Annotated in this window: 21 protein-coding genes and 1 tRNA gene; 11 read left to right on the top strand and 11 right to left on the bottom strand. The window is 72.4% G+C overall.

What is annotated here, in order from left to right; genetic code table 11:
* Positions 1–8: 8 nt before the first annotated feature.
* From ACOOE8_RS04905 to ACOOE8_RS04890, 4 genes are all read right to left on the bottom strand, one after another.
* Positions 9–815 carry a maleate cis-trans isomerase family protein gene (locus ACOOE8_RS04905; RefSeq protein ID WP_420393732.1) on the bottom strand — a complete coding sequence of 269 codons (807 nt, stop codon included), beginning with the start codon at positions 813–815 and terminating at the stop codon, positions 9–11.
* 28 nt (positions 816–843) lie between these two features.
* A complete protein-coding gene (locus ACOOE8_RS04900; RefSeq protein ID WP_420393731.1) occupies positions 844–1,194 on the bottom strand; it encodes a RidA family protein in 351 nt (116 codons plus the stop codon).
* Positions 1,195–1,281: 87 nt separating this feature from the next.
* Positions 1,282–2,145: a hypothetical protein gene (locus ACOOE8_RS04895; protein ID WP_420393730.1), complete on the bottom strand. Its 864-nt coding sequence runs from the start codon at positions 2,143–2,145 to the stop codon at positions 1,282–1,284.
* Positions 2,146–2,840: 695 nt separating this feature from the next.
* A tRNA-Leu gene (locus ACOOE8_RS04890) sits at positions 2,841–2,925 on the bottom strand.
* Between the two features lie 159 nt (positions 2,926–3,084).
* Here ACOOE8_RS04890 and ACOOE8_RS04885 point away from each other — a divergent pair.
* Complete coding sequence (locus ACOOE8_RS04885; protein WP_420393729.1) at positions 3,085–4,056, top strand: complex I NDUFA9 subunit family protein; 972 nt, start codon at positions 3,085–3,087, stop codon at positions 4,054–4,056.
* 4 nt (positions 4,057–4,060) lie between these two features.
* Here the strand turns inward: ACOOE8_RS04885 and ACOOE8_RS04880 are convergent, their stop codons facing one another.
* The gene (locus tag ACOOE8_RS04880; RefSeq protein ID WP_420393728.1) at positions 4,061–4,867 is read right to left on the bottom strand and encodes an undecaprenyl-diphosphate phosphatase; all 807 of its coding nucleotides are present in this window, start codon (positions 4,865–4,867) and stop codon (positions 4,061–4,063) included.
* Positions 4,868–4,971: 104 nt separating this feature from the next.
* Here ACOOE8_RS04880 and ACOOE8_RS04875 point away from each other — a divergent pair, with 104 nt between their 5' ends.
* Genes ACOOE8_RS04875 through ACOOE8_RS04860 form a run of 4 tightly spaced genes read left to right on the top strand, consistent with a single transcriptional unit; the run spans position 4,972 to position 7,882 of the window.
* A complete protein-coding gene (locus tag ACOOE8_RS04875) occupies positions 4,972–5,661 on the top strand; it encodes a glutathione S-transferase family protein (protein WP_420393727.1) in 690 nt (229 codons plus the stop codon).
* On the top strand, positions 5,642–6,781 hold the full coding sequence (queG, locus tag ACOOE8_RS04870; RefSeq protein ID WP_420393726.1) for a tRNA epoxyqueuosine(34) reductase QueG: 1,140 nt from the start codon (positions 5,642–5,644) through the stop codon (positions 6,779–6,781). The genes ACOOE8_RS04875 and queG overlap by 20 nt, the downstream gene beginning before the upstream one ends.
* A 1-nt stretch (position 6,782) precedes the next feature.
* Positions 6,783–7,652, top strand: a complete 870-nt coding sequence (locus ACOOE8_RS04865; RefSeq protein ID WP_420393725.1) for an SDR family oxidoreductase — start codon at positions 6,783–6,785, stop codon at positions 7,650–7,652.
* Positions 7,634–7,882 (top strand): hypothetical protein, encoded by a 249-nt coding sequence (locus tag ACOOE8_RS04860; protein ID WP_420393724.1) that lies wholly within the window; start codon positions 7,634–7,636, stop codon positions 7,880–7,882. Before ACOOE8_RS04865 ends, ACOOE8_RS04860 begins: the two co-directional genes overlap by 19 nt.
* Before the next feature lie 51 nt (positions 7,883–7,933).
* Here the strand turns inward: ACOOE8_RS04860 and ACOOE8_RS04855 are convergent, their stop codons facing one another.
* From ACOOE8_RS04855 to ACOOE8_RS04830, 6 genes are all read right to left on the bottom strand, one after another.
* Entirely contained in the window at positions 7,934–8,080 is a 147-nt protein-coding gene (locus ACOOE8_RS04855) for a hypothetical protein (RefSeq protein WP_420393723.1), read from the bottom strand.
* Positions 8,081–8,144: 64 nt separating this feature from the next.
* Positions 8,145–8,510: a hypothetical protein gene (locus ACOOE8_RS04850; RefSeq protein ID WP_420393722.1), complete on the bottom strand. Its 366-nt coding sequence runs from the start codon at positions 8,508–8,510 to the stop codon at positions 8,145–8,147.
* A gap of 1,503 nt (positions 8,511–10,013) precedes the next feature.
* Complete coding sequence (locus ACOOE8_RS04845) at positions 10,014–10,421, bottom strand: transposase (protein ID WP_420394628.1); 408 nt, start codon at positions 10,419–10,421, stop codon at positions 10,014–10,016.
* Between the two features lie 91 nt (positions 10,422–10,512).
* On the bottom strand, positions 10,513–10,689 hold the full coding sequence (locus tag ACOOE8_RS04840; RefSeq protein WP_420393721.1) for a transposase: 177 nt from the start codon (positions 10,687–10,689) through the stop codon (positions 10,513–10,515).
* A gap of 160 nt (positions 10,690–10,849) precedes the next feature.
* Entirely contained in the window at positions 10,850–12,532 is a 1,683-nt protein-coding gene (locus tag ACOOE8_RS04835) for an FAD-dependent oxidoreductase (protein WP_420393720.1), read from the bottom strand.
* Between the two features lie 28 nt (positions 12,533–12,560).
* Positions 12,561–13,463 carry a sugar ABC transporter substrate-binding protein gene (locus tag ACOOE8_RS04830; protein WP_420393719.1) on the bottom strand — a complete coding sequence of 301 codons (903 nt, stop codon included), beginning with the start codon at positions 13,461–13,463 and terminating at the stop codon, positions 12,561–12,563.
* Between the two features lie 101 nt (positions 13,464–13,564).
* On the opposite strand from ACOOE8_RS04830, the gene ACOOE8_RS04825 reads away from it, so the two are divergent.
* The 6 genes from ACOOE8_RS04825 (at position 13,565) to ACOOE8_RS04800 (ending at position 20,397) form a co-directional block, all read left to right on the top strand.
* Positions 13,565–14,308 (top strand): maleate cis-trans isomerase family protein, encoded by a 744-nt coding sequence (locus ACOOE8_RS04825; RefSeq protein ID WP_420393718.1) that lies wholly within the window; start codon positions 13,565–13,567, stop codon positions 14,306–14,308.
* 98 nt (positions 14,309–14,406) lie between these two features.
* Positions 14,407–15,441, top strand: a complete 1,035-nt coding sequence (locus ACOOE8_RS04820) for a tripartite tricarboxylate transporter substrate binding protein (RefSeq protein WP_420393717.1) — start codon at positions 14,407–14,409, stop codon at positions 15,439–15,441.
* Positions 15,438–15,908 (top strand): tripartite tricarboxylate transporter TctB family protein, encoded by a 471-nt coding sequence (locus ACOOE8_RS04815; protein ID WP_420393716.1) that lies wholly within the window; start codon positions 15,438–15,440, stop codon positions 15,906–15,908. Before ACOOE8_RS04820 ends, ACOOE8_RS04815 begins: the two co-directional genes overlap by 4 nt.
* A gap of 13 nt (positions 15,909–15,921) precedes the next feature.
* A complete protein-coding gene (locus tag ACOOE8_RS04810) occupies positions 15,922–17,469 on the top strand; it encodes a tripartite tricarboxylate transporter permease (protein ID WP_420393715.1) in 1,548 nt (515 codons plus the stop codon).
* Between the two features lie 22 nt (positions 17,470–17,491).
* Positions 17,492–19,291: a thiamine pyrophosphate-binding protein gene (locus tag ACOOE8_RS04805; protein WP_420393714.1), complete on the top strand. Its 1,800-nt coding sequence runs from the start codon at positions 17,492–17,494 to the stop codon at positions 19,289–19,291.
* A gap of 38 nt (positions 19,292–19,329) precedes the next feature.
* Positions 19,330–20,397 (top strand): 4-hydroxythreonine-4-phosphate dehydrogenase PdxA, encoded by a 1,068-nt coding sequence (locus tag ACOOE8_RS04800; RefSeq protein WP_420393713.1) that lies wholly within the window; start codon positions 19,330–19,332, stop codon positions 20,395–20,397.
* The last annotated feature ends 4 nt before the right edge of the window (positions 20,398–20,401 follow it).

The following is a 20,401-nucleotide window of genomic DNA, read 5'->3' as shown; positions in this document are numbered from 1 at the left end:
GGCTCCCGCTAACCCCTCGATGCCAACGGCATCGTGTAGAGCCGGCCGAACTGCGGCAGCGCGTCGTCGACGCCGGCGAGCCGCAGGCAGTGCCAGGCCAGCGCATGGTTGCTGGACGTCACCGGCTTGCCGAGCGTCTCCTCGGCGCTCGCGATGATGTCCGCGACCCGCAGGCTCGTGCACGCGACGAACACGGCGTCCACCTCCGGATGCCGGCCCACCTCGATCACCGCCCTCTCGATGGAGGCGACGGAGATGCGCGCCGCCTTGAGGTCGTCCTCCTCGTTGAACGAGCCGACCACCGGGACCGACACGCCACGCGCCTCGATCCAGGACCGCATGGACTGGTTAAGGTCGTCCCGGTAGGGCGTGAGGAGCGCGATCCGTCGCGCGCCGAGGGCCTCGATGCCGGCCATCGCTGCGGTGATGGGGGTGGTGCAGGCGATGCCCGGACGCACCTCCCGGATGCGCTCGAACACCACGTCCTCGCCGATCGCCATCGCCCCGGACGTGCAGGCGTAGGCGACGACGTTGAGGTCCATGCCGGGGAGGATCAGGCCGGCCGCCTCGGGGAGCCTCGCCTCCATCTCGCGCAGCGTTTCTGCGGTGATGGTCGCGTCGTTGAAGAGGCGGCTCTCGTAGTACGCGACGCCGTCGAGGCGCAGGAGCCGGCGCAGCTCGTGCTCGAGCGTCTGGTCGGTGGCGAGGACCATCACGCCGATCCGTGCCCGCGCACCGATGCCGGCGTCGAGCTCGAACGGCAGATGCCTGAGGTTGACGGCGGGCTCGCTCACCGCCTCGCGCACCATGTCCATCGGCTTACCCTCCTGCTCCGGGCGGCGCTCAGACCGCGGCGCTGACCGCGATCTCCACCGTGAACTGCGGCGCGGCGAGCTTGGACTCCACGCACGCCCGCGTCGGCGGATCGCCCGGGGCGACCCACGCGTCCCACACCTCGTTCATCGCCGCGAAGTCGCTCATGTCGGCGAGCCAGATGGTCGCCGTGAGGAGCTTCGTCTTGTCGGTCCCCGCCTCGGAGAGCAGCCCGTCGATCTGCGCAAGGATGGCGCGCGTCTGGTCCGCCGCGCTTTCGCCGGGGGCGCTCTGCGCCACTTGGCCGGCGGTGTGGACAACGCCTCCGTGCACGACGGCCTGGCTCATGCGTGGGCCGGCTTGGATCCGCTTCAGGGACATGGAACCTCGTCAATGTTGGTCACCGTCACGCTGGCCCTTGCGGGTCAACATGTCAAACGACGCCCCCCAACCGGGACGAGCGGCGGGTCAGCCTTCGAGGGACGCGAGGGTGGCCTCGTTGTAGGCCCACCAGGGCATGCGCGCGTCGAGCCACGCAGCCATGCGTCCGGCGTACAGGATGAGCTCCTCCAGGACCTCGGACGCGTCATCCTCCTCGAGCGCGGCGACGCCGTGGGCGAGGATGGACTGCGTGCTCGAGAGGTGGCAGAAGCCGCCCACCCTGGTGATCGCCGCCTCGATCGCGAACCGGGCGATCGCGAGCTGGGGCGCTCCCATGTCGCCGTCGCGCCAGACGAGCCAGAGAAGCTCCTGGAGCTTGCGCAGCTCGCCCTCGGCCATGTGTAGCGCACCGAAGGGCAGCATCTTGCCCCGCCGCGCCAAGAGCTCGCGGACCTCCGCCGGCTCGGCCCGCCAAGCCGCGCGGCGAGCGTCGCGGATGCGCCCGAGCGCACTGCTGCAACGCGGCGCGCCCTCGGTCGCTGGCACACGCGCCCCGGCAAGCCGCAGCTCGGCGGGGAACGTGCGCGTGCCCTGCTCGCGCCGTTGACGTTCGGCGAACTCCTCGAGCCAGGCCAGGTCGCCGGTGAGGCGGCCGAGCGGGATGACGGACGCCGTTTCGGCCTGGAGAGGGGCATAGGTGAGCTCGACGTACTGCCGCTCCGGCCAATAGAAGAAGGCGCCAGCCGGCATCGCGTGCACGTCCGCCAGCGCCTCGGGCCTGGCAAGGAATGGGACCGGGCACATGATGTGGCTGCCGGCGATCTTGGCGCAGTGTACGTCGGTGCCGAGCGGGAGGACGGACAAGAGCTTCTCGGTCGTCCGCGGCGCGGTGTCGGTGGCGAGGTCGATCCCATGATCCTCGCCCTCGACACGGAACAGGAGCGTCGTCATCCATGCCTCGCTGGCGTCATTGCTCCCCTGACGAACACGAGGCGTCGGGTCGGGGCAACGGGCGGGACGCAGCGTCGGCGAACGGTGCTCCCGGCGACAGCGCCGAACCGTTGCCCCAAGTCGGTCCCCCCATCTCCGCGGGATCGACGGTGCTGGCCGTCCACGGGTCGGCGCGCGTGGAGGTGGACGGGCTGTCGTCGTCGGACAGGAGCGGTGCGGCGGCATCGACGGAACTGGGGAAGTCGGTTGTCCGCAGGCTGCTGCAGTCATGAACGGTTCGATGGCACATCGCCGGGGGTTCCGGCAGGCGCTCTGAATTGTGATCGCCATCAACGCGGCGATGTGCGCGGTCGAGATGACGGCCGGTCCTTGGCGTTCCCGACGCGCCGGTGATGGGCCCCGTCGGGCTGATGGCGGCGACGGGCGGCGTGCTGCTCCTCGGCTCGGCGTGGCGCGACCTCGTCTTCGCGACGCTGATGGCAGCGCTGTTCCTCTGGTCGGCTGGGCAGATCTTCCGGCAAGCCTGGGGCGAGATGCATGAGCGTGAACCGGCCGCTCCCCTGATGCGGCCACGGCCTCCCCGCTCTGGGACGCAGCGTGTCGGACATGCGACGAATGGAGCGTGGCGTGCGGTGGGAGCCGCAGTCGTGCGACGATCATGCCGCGCCGACCCCTCCCAACGCGGTCATGCTGGGTGGTGCCCAGGAGAGGACTCGAACCTCCACGCCTTGCGGCACACGGACCTGAACCGTGCGCGTCTACCAGTTCCGCCACCTGGGCACGGTGCGCTGACGGAATGCGACCTATAGGGCGGCTACAGGTTCGTCAACTCGCTCACCAGCCCCGCATGGTCGGCCGGCACGCCGCGGACCGCAGCCCGCCGTTGCCCCGGCCGGCACGACGCCCTAACCCATGCCGGACACGCGGGACGGGAGCACGATGGAGCGAAACCCTTCGAAGCTGGTGACGATCTTCGGCGGCTCGGGCTTCGTCGGACGATACGTCGTGCGAGCGCTCGCCAAGGGCGGCTGGCGCATCAGGATCGCCGTGCGCCGGCCCGACCTCGTCGGCCACTTGCAGCCCATGGGCGGCGTCGGGCAGATTGCCCCGGTTCAGGCGAACGTGCGCCATGCGGGGAGCGTCGCCGCCGCGGTCGAGCACGCCGACGTGGTGGTCAACCTCGTCGGCATCCTTGCCGAGACGGGCAGGCAGACGTTCGAGGCGGTGCAGGACCAGGGCGCGCGGACCGTGGCGGAGGCTGCGAAGGCGGCGGGCGTGGCGCGCTTCGTCCAGATGTCCGCCATCGGCGCGGACCCTGAGGGGGCGGCGCAGTACGCGCGGACCAAGGCTGCCGGCGAGCGCGCAGCGCTGGGTGCGTACCCCGACGCGGTCGTGGTGCGGCCGTCGGTGGTGTTCGGCCCCGAGGACGACTTCTTCAACCGCTTCGCCCAGCTTGCGAAGCTGTCGCCGGTGCTTCCCCTCATCGGCGGCGGCCACACGCGCTTCCAGCCGGTGTACGTCGGCGACGTCGGCGCCTTCACGGCGGCCGCGGTGGAGGGCACCATCGCACCCGGCACCTACGAGCTCGGGGGACCGGACGTCAGGACGTTCCGCGAGCTCCTCGAGATGATGACGGCGATCACCCGCCAGCGGCGGCGCTTGGTGTCGCTGCCGTTCGGGCTCGCCGCCTTCCAGGCGAAGCTCTTGTCTGTGCTGCCGAACGCGCCGCTGACGCCCGACCAGGTCGAGCTTCTGAAGTCCGACAACGTCGTCTCGACCGAGGCCGAACGCGAGGGTCGCACGCTGGCCGCCGCGGGGATCGAGCCACGCAGCCTCGCGGCGATCCTGCCCACCTACCTGTGGACCTATCGCCGCGGTGGGCAGTTCGCCGAGCCCGGCAGCGCCGCTTGAGCGCTCACCCGCGATAGTAGAGCAGCGCCAAGCCGAGCACGCCGACCACGATGCGCCACCAGGCGAACGGGGCGAACCCGTGCCGCGTCACGAAGTCGAGCAGCGACCGCACCACGAGGACAGCGGCGAGGAAGGCGGTCACGAAGCCGACGGCGATGACCGCAGCGTCGTCCACCGTGAGGATGTCCCGGTTGGCGTAGAGGTCGTAGGCGAATGCCCCGGTCATCGTCGGCAGCGCGAGGAAGAACGAGAACTCCGCCGCGGACCGCTTGTCGGCTCGGAGGAGGAGGGCACCGCCGATGGTGGCGCCCGACCGGGACACCCCGGGCACCAGCGCGAGCATCTGGCAGCAGCCGATCGCGAAGGCGAGCCACAGCGGGTAGCGCGTCGCGTCGTGGTGCCGCGGCGCCGGCGCGCGCCGGTCGATGAGGAGCAGCGCGACGCCGCCGAGGATCAGCGTGGTGCAGACGAGCTGCGGCGACTCGAAGAGCACCGTCTTGATGAAGTCGTGCAGCAGGACGCCTGCGACGGCCGCCGGAAGGAAGGCGAGCACGATGCCGGCGGCGAAGTTGCGCGCCGCCGGGTCGTGGGGCAGGGCGAGGGCGATGCGCGTCAGCCGCACGGTGTAGACCGACAGCAGGGCGCAGATCGCGCCGAGCTGGATCAGCACCTCGAACGTCTTGCCGGACGACTCGAACCCGATCAGCTCGCCGATCAACAACAGGTGGCCGGTGGAGGAGACTGGGATGAACTCGGTCAACCCCTCCACCACGCCGAGGATGACCGCCGAGGCGATCGTTTCACCGTCCATGGGTGCGCCCTTCATAAAGCTCGTCCGCGCCGCTATATCGCGCCAGACTTGCGTGCGCCCGCTCGCCCGCCGCGTGCCGCCTCATTACCGTGCGAGTGTCGCCGATGATCCTCCACCACCACCCGTTCCTGGCCCCCTGTCGGTTCGTGCGCCTCCTCCTCGCCGAGCACGCCATCGACACCGAGCTGGTGCTGGAGCCGTTCTGGGAGGAGCGCCCGGCCTTCGTCGCGGTCAACCCGGGCCTCACCCTGCCCATGGCGTTCGACGGCGACCGCGGTCCGCTGATCGGCGCCGGCGTCGTCATGGAGTACGTGGACGAGCGGTACGGCGAGCTGCGCGCCGGCTCGCGGCTGATGCCGTCCGACCCGTTCCACCGGGCCGAGGTCCGCCGGCTCGTGGACTGGTTCCTCGTGAAGTTCGAGGATGAGGTCGCGAGCCCGTTCGTCACCGAGCGCATCCTGAAGGTCGAGATCCCGTCCCGTCGGGGGGGTGGTGCGCCGGACTCCACGCTCCTGCGCAGCGCGAGGCAGAACGCGCTCGGCCACATGCACTACCTCGGGGCGCTCACCACGGCGCGGCCTTGGCTCGCCGGGGACGCGCTCACCTTCGCGGACCTTGCCGCGGCCGCCGCGCTGTCGGTGGTCGACTACCTCGGCGAAACGCCATGGGACGCCGACCCAGCGGTGAAGGCGTGGTACCAGACCATCAAGTCGCGGCCCGCCTTCAGGGCACTGCTCAGCGACAAGGCACGCCTCGTTGCCCCCGCCCGGCACTATGCCGACCTCGACTTCTGATCCGGCGCTCGCCAAGCGGGACGCCGTCGCCGACGCCGTGGCGGCGGGCTTCGACGAGGCTCGGGTCGCCGATCCCGCGACGTTCGGCGCGGAGCATGGCGAGCGGCTCGACGCCGCCATCTCGGCAGGGCACCACGGCGCGATGGCGTGGCTTGCGGGCACCGTGGATCGGCGGCGCCATCCCCTGGCGCTGTGGCCGGACGCTCGCGCGGTGCTCGTCTGCGCCATGAACTACGGTCCCCGCAGCGACCCCCGCGAGGCGCTGCGCGACAGGGGCCGCGGCGCGCTGTCGGTGTATGCGCGCGGGCGGGACTACCACGACGTCATGAAGGGGCGGCTGAAGGGCGTCGCCCAGCGCCTCGTCGCCCGGCACGGCGGCGACGTGAAGGTCTTCGTCGACACCGCGCCGGTGATGGAGAAGCCGCTCGCGGCGGCCGCCGGCGTCGGCTGGCAGGGCAAGCACACCAACCTCGTGTCGCGCCGCGCTGGCTCATGGCTGTTCCTCGGCTCGATCTTCACGACGCTGCCGCTCCCGGCCGATCCGTCCGAGGCGGACCGCTGCGGCTCGTGCCGGCGCTGCCTCGACGTGTGCCCCACCGATGCGTTCGACGGGCCGTACCGGCTCGATGCGCGGCGCTGCCTCGCCTACCTCACCGTGGAGGCGCCGGAGATGATCCCGCGGCGCTACCGCAAAGCCCTCGGCAACCGCATCTTCGGCTGCGACGACTGCCTCGCCGTGTGCCCTTGGAACCGCTTCGCTCGTCATGCCTCGGAGGCCAAGCTCGCCGGTGGGGAGGAGCCCGCGCCGCTGGCCGAGCTCGCCGCCCTCGACGACGCCGCCTTCCGCAGGCGGTACGCCGGCACCCCGGTGAAGCGGCTCGGCCGCGAGCGGTTCGTGCGCAACGTCATGGTGGCCATGGGCAACGCCGGCGCTGCCGCCGACCGGGCCACCATCATCGACCGCACCGCGGACGAGGCGCCGCAGGTGCGCGCCGCCGCGGTGTGGGCGGCCGGTGAGGTGCTGCAGGCGGACGAGGTGAAGGCGCTGCGCGCGGTGCGGCGCCCGCACGAGCGCGATGGGATGGTGATCGCCGAGTGGGACGCGCTCGCCGATGGCTAGGATGCGGCTCGTCTGCCTCGGCTTCGGCTACACCGCATGGGCGTTCACCCGCAGGGCGCGGCCGGACACCACCGTGGGCACGACGCGCAGCGCTGAGAAGGCCGACGAGGTGCACACCAGGGGCGTCCGCTCGGTGCTGTTCGATGGGCGTGCCAGCCAAACACTGTCGGAGGCCGTGCGCGAGGCGACCCACGTCCTTGTGTCAGCGGCGCCCGACCGGGACGGCGACCCCTTCCTGCGGGGGCTGGAGCGCGACCTCGCCCACGCCGCGGACCTCAGGTGGATCGGCTACCTGTCCACCGTCGGCGTCTACGGCGACCACGCCGGCGCGGTGGTGGACGAGCGGTCGACGTGCCGACCGGTGTCGGACCGTGCCGGCTGGCGCCTCGAGGCGGAGGCGGCGTGGAGCGCGCTCGGCCGCCGGACCGGGGTGCCGGTCGGCATCTTCCGCCTCGCCGGCATCTACGGGCCAGGTCGCAACGCCTTCGTCTCGCTGGAGGAGGGGCGCGCGAAGCGGATCGTGAAGCCGGGCCAGGTGTTCAACCGCATCCACGTCGACGACATCGCAGCGACGCTCGAGGCGTCCGCGGCGCGGCCCGCGGCCCGGCTCTACAACGTCAGCGACGACGAGCCCGCGCCGCCGCAGGACGTGGTGGCCTACGCCGCGGCGATGATGGGCCGCGAGCCACCGCCGGAGGCGCCGTTCGAGGCAGCGGAGCTGTCTCCCATGGCCCGCTCGTTCTACGGTGAGGTCAAGCGGGTGGCGAACGGACGCATCAAGCGGGAGCTTGGCGTCGCGCTCGCGTACCCGACCTATCGCGAGGGACTGAGGCAGTTGTGGGAGGGCGGACAATGGCGCGGATCGTCGTGATCGGGGCGGTGCTGTGGGCGGGGGCGGCGACGGCCCAGCCCATCGAGATGATGGAGAACCGGCTGATCCAGCAGGACATGCGGCGGGAGACGCAGGTCCGCCAGCTGGAGCAGCGCATCGAAGCGCGTGAGCAGTCCCGCGAGCTTCGGGACCGCGCGGTGCGTCGGCAGGACCTGATGCAGCTGCGCACGCGCTCGGCGCCGCTCGTCACGCCGACCCCCGTGCGCTGATGGGGAACTCCTCATGTGTGGTCGCGGGTCCGGCATCCTCATCGGGCAAGGTCAGCGCGCGGGGCTCGGTGGGGGGACGGGGGCGACCGCGACCGTCATCGGATCGGCCATGGCCGGTGAGGGTGCGGTGAGGCTCGCGGTGAGCGCCGTCAGCGTGAGGGCGACTGCGGCGAAGAGGGTGGCGGCGACGCTGTTCATGACATCCTCCGTTTGTCGATGACCGGAAGATGGCCGGCGGCGCCCCGTTTTGCCGTGACGCGCGTCACGGCTTGCGCGTTGCCCACACGATGAGCGCGATGAGCGGGAGCTGCAGCGCGACGCGTGCCCACAGGACGGCGGGCGGCAGGCCGAGGCCGAGCGCCGGATCGAGCGCCATGGTGACGTTGGCCGGCAGCACCGCCACGCAGTAGAGCGCGAGGAGCACGCCAGCGCCGCGCCGCATCGATGGGACGAGGACCGCGGCGGCGAACGCGAGCTCCAGCGCCCCCGTAACAAGCACCACGGCGCGCGGCGCGGGGACGAGCGCCGGCACGATGGCGGCGAACGCATCGGTCAGCGCGAAGTGCAAGGCGCCCGCCACGGCGAACATCGCGGCGAGGGCGGCGCGCGTCGCGCCACGAGCCGTCACCGCCGCGGCCCGCCTACCGGACGGGCGCGCCTAGGCCCGCGAACGCTGAAGCCGAGCCGCGCCCCGCGCCCGGGGAGGGCGTTGCGAGGATGGATCATCGGCCCTCCCGGTCGCGCGCGGCGTGGCCACGGTGGGCCTCGGCGAGGGCAAGCTTGATGAGGCGCACGGCAAGGTTCGCCGCCATGAAGTGCTCGACGCTGGCGGACACCTTCGGCGGCTTCGCCCGCCGCGGACGCTCCGGCGGGGGCGCCGCGCCGGCGAAGACGTGACGGCGTGGCCCCTTGTCGTGCCGGCGCAGGATGGGATGACGCGGGGGCGGCGCGCTCGGCCGGGGGGCATCGGCCGGCACGCTCGTCGCGACGAGGGCCAGAACTCGTCTGCCGCGCCGAGGTCGCGTTCGGGCGATCCGGCGGCGCCGCAGAGGAGTTTCAGGGCGTCTTCCCGTCGGACGCGCCTCGGTCCGTGGGGGGGCGCCGTAGGCGTTGGCGGACGGGTCGATCATGTCGCCTCCTCGGTCGCGGAACAAGCGCCAAGCCGGGTGCCCGCGACCGTGTAGGGATCCCGTGCGCGTTGCCCACGCAGGATGGCCGCAGCCGCCGCGGCGGTCGAGGAGGGACGCGTGGGTTCGCCCTCGATAGGTTAAGTGTGTGGGCGAACCCACGCGTCCCACCCGCTCGATGGGGACGCCGAGGGGTCTACCCCCGCGCGGGCGTCCGGTGGTTTCCCGCCGTGGCCTGCGCTCCCCTCCAGAGTTCCCCGTCGGCGATGGAGGGGTGCGGCGAAGCGACACCACCGGCGAAGGCGGCCGATTTCACACTTGGCGGGGGGGCGGGTCCCGGCCTGGCGGCGCCCTCGCGTTCCATGGTGCCGCGCAGGTCGCGGATCCTCTGGACCAGAGACGGCTCACCGACCCTCACCGAGATCACGCGCTTCTATGGTCTTGCGGCCCTCGCCCTCCATGGAGAGGACACCGGCGATGCCGCAGTCGGCGGCCCTGTTGCCGCCGCGTGGGTACGCAGCGCAGCTCGAGCATGGCGTCGCCTTCGAAAGCGTCGCGCAAGCGTCGCTGGGTAAGGTTGTTGGTGAGGTGGGTGACGTCGATGCCGATCCAGCGGCGGTTCAGCATCTGCGCGGCGTGGACGGTGGTGCCGCATCCGCAGTTCCGTGCACGCAACCAACGATTGGCCTGCTGGGTCAAGCGCTGTCCGGCGGAGCTGCTTTCGGCGCGCATCGGCGCGCCAGCCGTCCTGCCGCACGCGGTGCACGGGAAGGACCCGACCATGATGGGTCATGCGAGCCTTCACGCGCACGTTCGTCCGGTCTTTCGGTCAGGGCTCGGGTGCGTGGTAACCGCAGCCCACATCCCGGCCCCGGATGAACAACCTTCATAGTTTCCGCAGCGAGAGCATCATGGGTCTTCCCAAACCCACGTAAGACGCTCTAGCTCGTTGATTGGGAGCGATCTCCTCGGGGTTGGGTTGTTCCACCCAACCCCAAACCGCTCTAGGTCATGGACCCATGGCGGCCGTAGCCAAGGTCGCGAGGAGGCCAGAGCAACGGCGGCCACGAAGTTGTGGGGAGCTTGTCGAAGCGGGTCGCCACGCGGCGGAAGGGCTCGAGCGTGTTGAGGCGCCGCTCGACGAGGTTGCGCGGTCGGCAGAGATCGGGCGCGACGGTGCGCCTGACGCGCACGTTGCGGCGGGCCGGACTGTGCGTCCGCGCCCTGCGCCCGGCACACGAATCGATCAACCCCTTGGCGCTGTCACCCCGGTCGGCGACGATGCCGGACGCGAGGGCCAGGCCGTCGAGGAGCACCGCAGCTGTCGCCTTGTCCGAGGCGTGACTGGGCGTCACCACGAAGCGGATCGGCAGGCCAGGCTCGTCGACGACGGCATGGGGCCTTGTCGTCAGTCCCGCATGGGAACGGCCGATGGCGTGATCCGAGCCCCCTGCCGCCGGCGGCGTGCTGATGGGCCTTCACGATGGAGCTGTCGATCCGCTGTCACGCGGCCGGCTCCCTGCGGGCGAGCGCCTCGAAGATCGCCAGCCAGACCCCGCGCTCGGCCCTTCCGTCGTCGCGTTTGTCGACCGTCGTCGACGGGCCGTGACGCGATGGCAGGTCGCGCCAGGGCGATCCGGTGCGCGGAACCCAGCAGGCCGCTTCGCCCCCGCCGGTCATCGACGTGCTGCCATCCGGGTGGTACCGGCGGCAAAATCAGCTTGATGTCCGACCGCTCGACGTCGCTCCGATCGTACCGCGCCACGAACAAGCTTCCGACCGACGAGACTTTGCATCATCTTCGCGGCGCTTTGGGAAGTCTCGACCATGGGTTCGGGACCTAAGCGCGCCCCGCTCGCTCCGGCACGGTGCGGGAGAGGTCGCGCGCTGCAAGGTAGCCGAAGGTAAGCGCCGGGCCGAGCGTGATCCCCGGGCCCGGGTAGCTCCCCTCCATGACGGAAAGCGCGTCCGCGCCGCAGGCGTAGAGGCCGGCGATCGGCCGCCCGTCCTGCGAGAGGACCCGCGCCGACGCGTCGGTCATGAGCCCTGCGGCCGCGCCAAGGTCCCCAGGAGCGACGCGCACGGCGTAGAACGGGGGCCGGACGAGCGGTGCCACGCACGGGTTCGGCGTGACGTCCGCGTCGCCGAGAAAGCGCTGGTAGGCGGTCGACCCGCGGCCGAACTCAGGGTCCTCGCCGCGCGCCGCCGCCGCGTTGGTGCGGTCCACCGTGCGCACCAGAGCGTCCGCCGGCAGGCCGAGCGCGACGGCGAGCTCGCGCACCGTCCCGCGGCGGACGAGGTAACGCTGGTCGAGGAAGTGGCGCAGCGACGGCGCCATCGGCTTGGCCGCCCCGAGGCCGTAGCGCTGCAGGAACCGCGCGTCGCCTAGGAGCCAAGCGCCCCCCGCGTTGTCGTGGGCGAGCATCGCGCGGACGAACTCGTGGTAGGACACCGCCTCGTTGACGAAGCGCTCGCCGCGATCGTCCACCGCGATGAGGCCGGGCTTGGCCCGGTCCGTCACCGTGTGCGGGTAGACCGCCTCGCTGCCGTCGGGGCGGCGGTAGCGCGACACCGGGGCCCAGAACGCGTTGCCCTCGGCGGCCTCTGCGAACCGCGCGCCGCAGGCCTCGGCCAGCCGTGCCCCGTCGCCGCTCGCGCCGCTCGCCGTCGCGCTCGCCTCGGCGCGGGCGGGCAGCAGCACGCGCCGCCGCCCGGCGTCGTGGGTGAAGCCGCCGGTGGCAAGCACGACGCCGCGGCGTGCGCCGACCTCGCCGGTCACGGTCCGCACGCCGGCCACGGCCTCGCCATCCCAGAGGAGCTCATCCACCTCGGCGCCGGTCTCGAGGCTGACCCCCGCCCTGACGAGGGACAGCAGGAGCCGCCCGGCGAGGGCGTTGCCGAGCACGAGCGTCGTGCCGCGCCCGTGCCGCGCCTTCTGCCAGGCGTAGCGGGCGAGGCGCGAGGCGACGACGAACGTCGAGCGCGGCGCGGCGAGCCCGTTGCGAAAGTGCGGCAGGTCGGCCCGCGCCACCATCATGTCGCCGAACAGCGCGAACTCGGGCAGCGGACGGCGGAGCAGCGCGAGGTGCGGACCCAACAGCGTCGCGTCCAGCGGCACCGGCTCGAGCACCCGTCCCGCCTCCGTCGCACCAGGGAGGTCGGTGTAGTAGTCGGGGTAGCGCGCCACCGGCTGCAACACGACGGCGGTGCGCGCGGTGAGGTACGCGATGGCCTCGGGGGCCGCGGCGAGGAACGCCTCGAGCCGCTGGCGATCGGCCGTCCGCGGCACGAGCGCGTCGAGGTAACGCTGCACGTCGGCCGCGTCGTCGGTGTAGCCGGCTCGGCGCGCGACGTCCGTCATGGGCGCCCAGACCATGCCGCCGGACCAGGCCGTCGTCCCGCCGACTTGGAGCTCCTTCTCGAGGAGGAGCACGGACAGGCCCTCGACGGCGCACACCAGCGCGGCGCACATGCCCGCCGCGCCCGCACCGAGCACGACGACGTCGACCTCCCTCCGGCTCACGCCCCGCGCCTCGAGCCACGGGGCCGGATCACTCGCCGACGGCCTCGTCCCAGCCGATCGTCGTCCGGTCGGCATAGTCGCGGTCCCACCGGTCGAGGTTCGACGGGTCGACGAGCTCGGCGGGCAACGTCACGCGACGCGGCACGGGCTCCCCGCGCAGGTGGCGGACCGCGCCCTCCGCCGCCACGGCGCCCATGGAGAGGGCGTCGAACGCCGCCGAGGCGAGCATGCGCCCCGACCGGATCAGCGCGACGCCCGCGGGCGTGACGTTGGCGCCGATGACGGGCACGCCCTTGAGCCTCGCCTCGTCGAGCGCGTCGATCACGCCGAGCGCCATGTAGTCGTTGGCGACGATCACCCCGTCGGGCCGGGCTCCGCGGCCGAGCGCCTCGCGCACCGCGGCCTCGGCGTCGTCCCGCTGGTAGTTGCCGGCGACCGCGAACGCGACGTCGATGTGGGGGTGCGCGGCGAGCGCGTCGCGGAAGCCGCGGGCCCGTGGGCCTGCCGTCTCCGCGTCGGGGTGGCCGTCGACGATGCCGACGCGTCCGCGACCGCCGAGGTGTTCGGCCATGCGGTGCGCCATCGCGGCGCCGAGCGCGGCGTTGTCGGAGCCGACGAACATCAGGGCGGGCGAGGCCTCCACCTCGCTGACGATCTCGAACAGCGGCACGCCGCGGTCCGCGATCGCCGCGACGGCCTCGTGCAGGCGCGTCCTGTGGCATGGCGCGAGGAGGATCGCGGCGGGCTCTTCGGCGAGCGCCTGGTGGATGAGGGCGACCTGCTGGTCGACGTCGTCCGGCACCTCGGGGACGTAGTGCCTAGCCACCGCGCCGAGGCCGGCGAGCAGGCGGTCGACGCCCTGCCTCGCCCCGACGTAGGCCGGATTGGTCCGGTTCTTGGTGACAACCGCGATGGGGATCGCGTCGGCCATCGCGAGCTCCCGACGCTTCGTGCTGGACGGGCAATGTGTACGATGGGCCCCCGCGCCCGTCCAGGCAGCCCGTCGAGCGCGATGCGGCAGGAAGGAGCACCATGCCGGACATCCTCGGCACGCGCCTCAAGGTGGGCTCGCTCGTCCCCTCCACGAACAGCTCGGTGGAGCCGGAGTTCTGCACCATGGCGGTGCCCGGCGTCACCCACATGGCGGCACGCATCGCGATCCCGAACCAGACCTTCTCGTCCGACGCGGACGCCGCGGCCATCGTGGAGGCGACCCAGGCGGACCTGTTGCCCGCCCTCGCCCGGCTGATGGCGTGCAACCCGGACCGCGTCGTCATGGCCATGGCCGTGCCGTGCTTCTGGGGCGGCATCGCCGGCTGCGACGCGTTGCGCGAGCGGCTTACCGCGGCCGCCGGAGTGCCCGTCACGATGCCGCCCGACGCCGTCGCCAGGGCGCTCGACGCGCTCGGTGCCCGGCGGATCGCCGTCGTGTCCCCCTACATGCCCCTCGCCGACCGGCACGTGGCGGAGTGGTTCACCGGCTCCGGCTACGACGTGGCGGCCATCAGGGGGCTGCGCGCGCCGGTGGAGGACGAGGTGGTCAACATCACGCCGGAGGCCTTGGAGGGTGCGATGCGCGAGGTGGACGGGGAGGGGGTTGAGGCGCTCGTCCACGTCGGGACCTCCATCGCCGCCGCGCGCCTCGTCGAGGGGTTGGAGGCGCGGCTCGGCAAGCCGGTGGTCTCGGTCAACGTCGCGCTGTGGTGGGCGACGCTGCGCGCCGCGGGCATCGACGATCGGCGGCGCGGCTACGGGCGCCTCCTCGCCGACCACTGAGGCGTCCAAGACCTCGACGCTTGCCGCCCGCGGCGAACGGTCCTAGCGTCCCCGGCGGAACGGCGCGTCAGACGCCGACACCTCAACGGGAGGACCCGATGCCACGTCAGCTCGCCATCGCCGCTGCCAGCGCAGCCGCCGCGCTCCTCGCCCTCGCGGCACCCGCCCAGGCCTATCCGGATCGTCCGATCACGATGGTCGTGCCATGGGGCGCGGGCGGCGGGACGGACACGCTGGCCCGCACCTTCTCGGCGCTGTTGGAGGAGGAGCTCGGCCAACCCGTCAACGTCGTCAACCGCACCGGCGCCGGGGGCGTGGTCGGGCACTCCGCCATCGTCACCGCCGAGCCGGACGGATACACCCTCGGCATCGGCACGGTGGAGCTCACCGGCTACGAGCCGCTCGGGCAGTCCGACATGACGCCGGCCTCCTTCACGATGCTGTGCCGCCTCGCCTCGCTGCCTGGGAGCGTGACGGTGCGCGCCGACTCGCCGCACGAGGACGCGTCGGCGCTGCTCGAGGCGATCAAGGCGGAGCCGGAGGGGGCTTACACCTCGTCCGGATCGGGCGTCGGCGGAGCGTGGCACCTCGCGGTCGCCGGGTGGCTGAACAGCGAGGGCGTCGACCCGTTGAAGGTGCGCTTCGTGCCGTCGAAGGGCGGCGCTCCCGCGCTGCAGGACCTCGTCGCGGGGGGCATCAACCTGTTCACCGGCGCGCCCGCCGAGGCGAAGCCCCTCGCCGACGCCGGGCAGGTCAAGATCCTCGCCATCATGTCCCCCGAGCGGATCGACCCGTTCCCTGACACGCCGACCCTCGGCGAGGCCACCGGCACCGACTGGGACTATGCGACGTGGTTCGGCTTCGTCGGGCCGGACGGGCTGCCCGAGGACGTGCGCACGTCGCTCATCGAGGCGGCCACCAACGTGTTCGAGAGCGAGGAGTTCGGCTACGTTCATGGAGAACCGCGGCTACACCCCCGCCGGCGAGTGCGGCGAGGAGTTCGCCACGTTCGCGGAGGGCGTCGCGACCGACGCCGCCGAGGTCATCGAGAAGCTCGGCCTCGCGCAGTAGGAGCGCCCGCCCGTCTGGCGTCCGCTGGACGAGCGGACCGCTACGCTCGGGAGGGCCCATGAAGCTCGCCGACTGGCTCTTGGGACTGATCATCGCCGCGTCCGGCGTCGCCATCGCAGCGCGTGCGCAGACCTTCCCCTCGCCCTCCGGGCAGCTCTACGGTGCGGCCTTCTTCCCCACCCTCGTCGGGGTGGGGCTCGCGGCCATCGGCGTCACGCTGACCGCGCGCGGCCTCGTGGGACCCTCCGGTCCCGCCATCCAGCTCGCGCCGTTCCTGCGCTCGGTCCCCCGCGCCGCGAAGGCCGTCAGTCCGGTCGTGGCGGTCGTCGCGTTCATCGTCCTCCTGCCACACCTTGGCTTCCTCGCGACGTCGATCCTCGTCGTCTGCCCGCTCATGCTCCTCCTCGGGGTGCAAGTCTGGCTGGCGCTCGCCGTCGGCGTCGCGGCCTCGTTCGCGGTGCAGTACGCCTTCGGCACGCTGCTGCGGGTGGCGCTGCCCTACGGCGTCCTCGAGCGAGCGCTGTTCTGAGATGGACGGGTCCGTGGTCGCGGCCGCCGCCCTCGCCGTCCTCGATCCCGAGGTCGTCGTCACCATGGTGCTCGCCAGCGTGTTCGGCCTCCTCCTCGGCGCGATCCCTGGCCTTACGGCGACGATGGGCGCCGCGCTCCTCGTGCCGATCTCGTTCTTCCTCGACCCGCTGCCCGCCATCGGCGCGGTCATCGCAGTCGCCACCTCGGCGATCTTCGCCGGCGACCTCCCCGGCGCGCTCCTGCGCATCCCAGGGACGCCGGCGTCGGCGGCCTACGTCGACGACGCCCACGCGCTGACGCTCGCGGGGCGCGCACGCCTCGGCCTCGGCGTGGGGCTGGTGTCCGCGGTCGTGGGTGGGCTGATCGGCGTTGCGGTGCTCACCTTGGCCGCGCCCGCGCTCGCAAGGTTCGCGCTCGGCTTCTCGTCGGTGGAGTACTTTTGGCTCGCAACGCTCGGCCTGTCGTGCGCGGTGATCGTCAGCGAGGGGACGGTGCTGCGCGGGCTCGCCTCGCTGTTCCTCGGGCTCTTCGTGGCATGCGTCGGCGTCGACACCGTCGCCGGGCACCCGCGCTTCACCTTCGGCTCCACCGACCTCATGGGCGGCGTCAGCTTCATCCCCGCGCTCATCGGACTGTTCGCGCTGTCGGAGATCATCCGCAACCTGTCGTCCGGGGCGGCGCTTTCGGACAGCGCGATCCCGCCGCAGGTGCGGGGCGATCCGCGGGACGGCGTCGTCCGCACCGCCGGCCGCCACTGGTTCGGCATCGTGCGCGGCGGGACCGGCGGCACCCTGATCGGCGCGCTGCCTGGCGCGGGTGCGGACATCGCCGCGTGGATCGCCTACGCCGTCGCCAAGAAGACCTCGCGGGCGCCCGAGCGCTTCGGGCGCGGCTCCACCGAGGGGATCGCCGAGGCGGGCGCCGCCAACAACGGGGCGCTCGCCGGCGCGTGGGTGCCCGCCTTGGTGTTCGGCATCCCGGGCGACACCATCACCGCGATCGCCATCGGCGTCCTCCTCATGAAGGGGCTGCAGCCGGGGCCGACGATCTTCCTCTTCCAGCCCCAGCTCATGTACTCCGTGTTCGCCGCGTTCCTGTTCGCCAACCTCCTCCTGCTGCCGCTGGGCCTGCTTGCGATCGGCGCCGCCAAGCGCATGCTGACCGTGCCGCAGCGCGTCCTCCTTCCCGTCATCCTCCTGTTCTGCGTCGTCGGGTCGTTCGCGGTGGAGGGCTCGATCTACGGCGTCGTCGTGATGGGGGTGTTCGGCGTCGTCGGCTGGCTTATGCAGGAGAACGACATCCCGCTCGCGCCGGCGATCCTCGGCATCGTGCTCGGCGGGATGATCGAGTTCAACTTCGTGACGAGCCTCCTCAAGAGCGACGGCGACCTCATGGTGTTCGTCTCGCGCCCCATCGGCGCCGTCCTTGCGGTCGTGACCATCATCGTGTGGAGCGCGCCCCTCGTGGCGCTCGTGCGCGGACGGGCGCGGCGTGCGGCCTCGACGCCGGAGCTGTCCGCCGCGGGCCCGCCCGCGACCCCACGCACGCCCACCGACTGAAGCGCGACGAGAAGGAGCGGACATGGCCTCCATGAAGGGCGGCGAGATCATCACCGAGGCGCTGATCCGCGACGGCATCACCTACGTCTTCGGCATCTGCGGCCACGGCAACGTCGGCATGCTCGATGCCCTTGGCGGAGCGCGCGAGCGCATCACGCTGATCTCGCCGCGGCACGAGCAGGTGGCCGGGCACATGGCGGACGGCTACTTCCGCGTGGCGCACCGGCCGGCCGCGACGCTGACCTCGTGCGGCCCTGGCTCGGCCAACATGGTGATGGCCCTCGCCGTGGCGCAGACCGACAGCTCGGCGATGCTCGCGATCACCGCCAACGTGCCGACGCAGCAGTTCAACCGCGGGCCGTTCCAGGAGCTGAACCGGCACTACCAGGCAGACTTCAACTCAGTCTTGAAGCCGGTGGTGAAGCGCTCGTTCCAGCCGACCCGGGTGGAGCAGCTCCCGTTGTTCCTGCGCCAGTCCGTCGACACCATGCTGTCGGGCCGGCCAGGCCCGGTAAACCTCGACGTGCCGTTCAACCTGTTCCAGGAGGAGGCGGACGTCGCCCTCGAGGCCCCCGGCCTCGGCCACGGCGCGCGCCGCTCCGGCGCCTCGCCGCAGGACGTGGCGCGGGCGATGGACATGCTGCTCGACGCCGAGCGGCCGGTGATCTTCATCGGGCACGGCGTCACCCTGTCGGGCGCGTCCGCCGAGCTCACCGAGCTTGCTCGGGCGCTGTCCGTCCCGGTGATCTCCTCACCCAACGGCATGGGCTGCCTCGACATGCGCGATCCGCTGTCGCTCGGCTTCATCGGCCGCAACGGCGCCTACCCCGCGAACCAGGCCGGGCGACACGCCGACCTGGTGCTCGCCGTCGGCGCGCGCTTCGACGACCGGTCGGCCTCGTCCTGGCTGCCGGGCTACTCGTGGAACTTCCCGACCACCAAGCTCATCCACGTCGACGTCGACCACGCCGAGCTCGGTCGCAACTTCCCGCCCGACCTCGGCATCCTCGGCGACGCGCGCACGGTGCTCGCCCAGCTCCTCGCCGAGCTCGCGGGCCGTGGCGTCACGCCCGGCGAGCGGCTCGGCGCGTGGCGGGACCGCATCGAGGGCTGGCGGGCCGAGTGGGACGCGTTCGTGGCGCCCGGGTTCGCCGGCCACGTAAGCCCGATCCGGCCGGAGCGCATCGTCGCGGACTGCCGTAGCGTGCTGCCGGACGATGCCATCCTGACGCTGGACTCCGGCGTGCACCACAACTGGTTTATGCAGTTCTGGGAGGCCCGCCAGCCGCAGACCATGCTGAACACCTGGGGCTACTCGGGGATGGGCTTCGGCCCCGCCTCGGTGCTCGGCGCCAAGCTCGCGGCGCCCGACCGGCCTTGCGTCGCGGTGTGCGGCGACGGCGGCTTCGCGATGGTCCCCCACGTCCTCTGCACCGCGGTGGAGTACGACATCCCCGCGGTGTGGGTGGTGTGGAACAACTTCGCCTGGGGCGCCATCCGCGACATCCAGTACGGCCTGTTCGGCGGCCGCGAGATCGGCACGGCGTTCTACAGCGGGGCGAACAAGGCGCCCTACAACCCCGACTTCGCGGCGTGGGCGCGGGCCGCGGGCGCCGACGGCGTCACGGTCACGCGGTCCGAGGACTTCGCCGGCGCGCTCGAGGCTGCGGTGGCGTCGGGCCGCCCCTCGCTCATCGACGTCCACGTGGACGCTGACGTGCGGCCGCCGGCGACGGGGACCTGGGAGCTGCCGCCGATCCCGCCGAAGGAGCCGGTGTTCGGTGCGCCGTGGAGGCCTACCGTGCCCGAGGGCGCGGCCTAGTTCCGTAGACCTTAGCGTTCTGCGAGGAGGAGCCAACCATGGACCAACGCCCCCTGATCGCGCTCGCCATCGGTGACGCCGCGGGCATCGGACCGGAGCTCGTTGCCAAGGTTCTCGCCGAGCCGGAGCTGCCGGACGCCGACATCCTGGTGGTGGGCGATCCGCGGGTCTTCGGCACGCTGCCCGCGTCGGTTCCTGCCCCTGACCTGCCGCGCCTCGACCCAGGAGCGCCGCGCTGGCCGGACGGGACGGCTGCGATCCTCGACCTTGCTCACCACGACGCTGCGACGCCGATCGGCAGGGCGAGCCGGCAGGGCGGCGCCTTCGCACTGGCGAACTTCGATGCCGCGCTGGCGCTCGCCGCCGCGGGGGTCGTCGATGCGGTCGCCTTCGCGCCGTTCAACAAGGAGGCCATGCGCCTCGCCGAGCCGCGCTACGTGGACGAGATCGCGCACGTCCAGCGACGCCTGGACGCCGACGTCGAGGGGGCGGAGTTCAACGTCCTCGACGAGGTATGGAACGCGCGCGTCACCTCCCACGTGCCGCTGGCGGAGGTCGCGGGGCTCATCACCGGCGAGCGGATCGGCCGCGCCATCAGGCTCACCGACGCCACCATGCGCGGCGCCGGCCACGAGGCGCCCCGGATCGCGGTCGCCGCGCTCAACCCCCACGCCGGGGACGGCGGCAACTTCGGCACCGAGGAGATCGAGGTCATCGGCCCCGCGGTGGAGGCGGCGCGCGCCGAGGGCTACGCCGTCGCCGGGCCGATCCCATCCGACACCGTCTACGTGCGCGCGCTGAAGGGCGAGTTCGACGCCGTCCTCACGATGTACCATGACCAGGGTCAGGTGGCGGTGAAGCTCATCGGCTTCGACCGCGGCGTGACGCTGATCGGCGGCTTCCCGTTCCCGATCACGACGCCGGCGCACGGCACCGCCTACGACATCGCAGGGCGCGGCGTTGCGTCGACCGGCGCCATGCGGCGCGCGCTCCAGCTCGCACATCGGCTGGTGCTCCATGCGACGCCGACGGTGCCACCGCGCGAGCCTCGCCTCGCGCGCCTCGCTCAGGCCCTCGACGGCGCGCTCGTCCCGGCGTCCGCCTGAGCGC

Source organism: Acuticoccus sp. (assembly GCF_965213555.1).
Taxonomy (GTDB): Bacteria; Pseudomonadota; Alphaproteobacteria; order Rhizobiales; family Amorphaceae; genus Acuticoccus.
This window is presented reverse-complemented; position numbering and strand designations above follow the sequence as displayed.

What these genes read in the sequence shown, in the direction of transcription:
- ACOOE8_RS04905 (WP_420393732.1), bottom strand. Translation starts at nt 815, where the DNA reads ATGGACATGGTGCGCGAGGCGGTGAGCGAGCCCGCCGTCAACCTCAGG.
- ACOOE8_RS04860 (WP_420393724.1), top strand. Translation starts at nt 7,634, where the DNA reads ATGGCGCGGATCGTCGTGATCGGGGCGGTGCTGTGGGCGGGGGCGGCG.
- queG (WP_420393726.1), top strand. Translation starts at nt 5,642, where the DNA reads ATGCCGACCTCGACTTCTGATCCGGCGCTCGCCAAGCGGGACGCCGTC.
- ACOOE8_RS04885 (WP_420393729.1), top strand. Translation starts at nt 3,085, where the DNA reads ATGGAGCGAAACCCTTCGAAGCTGGTGACGATCTTCGGCGGCTCGGGC.
- ACOOE8_RS04900 (WP_420393731.1), bottom strand. Translation starts at nt 1,194, where the DNA reads ATGTCCCTGAAGCGGATCCAAGCCGGCCCACGCATGAGCCAGGCCGTC.
- ACOOE8_RS04895 (WP_420393730.1), bottom strand. Translation starts at nt 2,145, where the DNA reads ATGACGACGCTCCTGTTCCGTGTCGAGGGCGAGGATCATGGGATCGAC.
- ACOOE8_RS04820 (WP_420393717.1), top strand. Translation starts at nt 14,407, where the DNA reads ATGCCACGTCAGCTCGCCATCGCCGCTGCCAGCGCAGCCGCCGCGCTC.
- ACOOE8_RS04855 (WP_420393723.1), bottom strand. Translation starts at nt 8,080, where the DNA reads ATGAACAGCGTCGCCGCCACCCTCTTCGCCGCAGTCGCCCTCACGCTG.
- ACOOE8_RS04840 (WP_420393721.1), bottom strand. Translation starts at nt 10,689, where the DNA reads ATGACCGGCGGGGGCGAAGCGGCCTGCTGGGTTCCGCGCACCGGATCG.
- ACOOE8_RS04825 (WP_420393718.1), top strand. Translation starts at nt 13,565, where the DNA reads ATGCCGGACATCCTCGGCACGCGCCTCAAGGTGGGCTCGCTCGTCCCC.
- ACOOE8_RS04865 (WP_420393725.1), top strand. Translation starts at nt 6,783, where the DNA reads ATGCGGCTCGTCTGCCTCGGCTTCGGCTACACCGCATGGGCGTTCACC.
- ACOOE8_RS04805 (WP_420393714.1), top strand. Translation starts at nt 17,492, where the DNA reads ATGGCCTCCATGAAGGGCGGCGAGATCATCACCGAGGCGCTGATCCGC.
- ACOOE8_RS04880 (WP_420393728.1), bottom strand. Translation starts at nt 4,867, where the DNA reads ATGGACGGTGAAACGATCGCCTCGGCGGTCATCCTCGGCGTGGTGGAG.
- ACOOE8_RS04875 (WP_420393727.1), top strand. Translation starts at nt 4,972, where the DNA reads ATGATCCTCCACCACCACCCGTTCCTGGCCCCCTGTCGGTTCGTGCGC.
- ACOOE8_RS04800 (WP_420393713.1), top strand. Translation starts at nt 19,330, where the DNA reads ATGGACCAACGCCCCCTGATCGCGCTCGCCATCGGTGACGCCGCGGGC.
- ACOOE8_RS04830 (WP_420393719.1), bottom strand. Translation starts at nt 13,463, where the DNA reads ATGGCCGACGCGATCCCCATCGCGGTTGTCACCAAGAACCGGACCAAT.
- ACOOE8_RS04815 (WP_420393716.1), top strand. Translation starts at nt 15,438, where the DNA reads ATGAAGCTCGCCGACTGGCTCTTGGGACTGATCATCGCCGCGTCCGGC.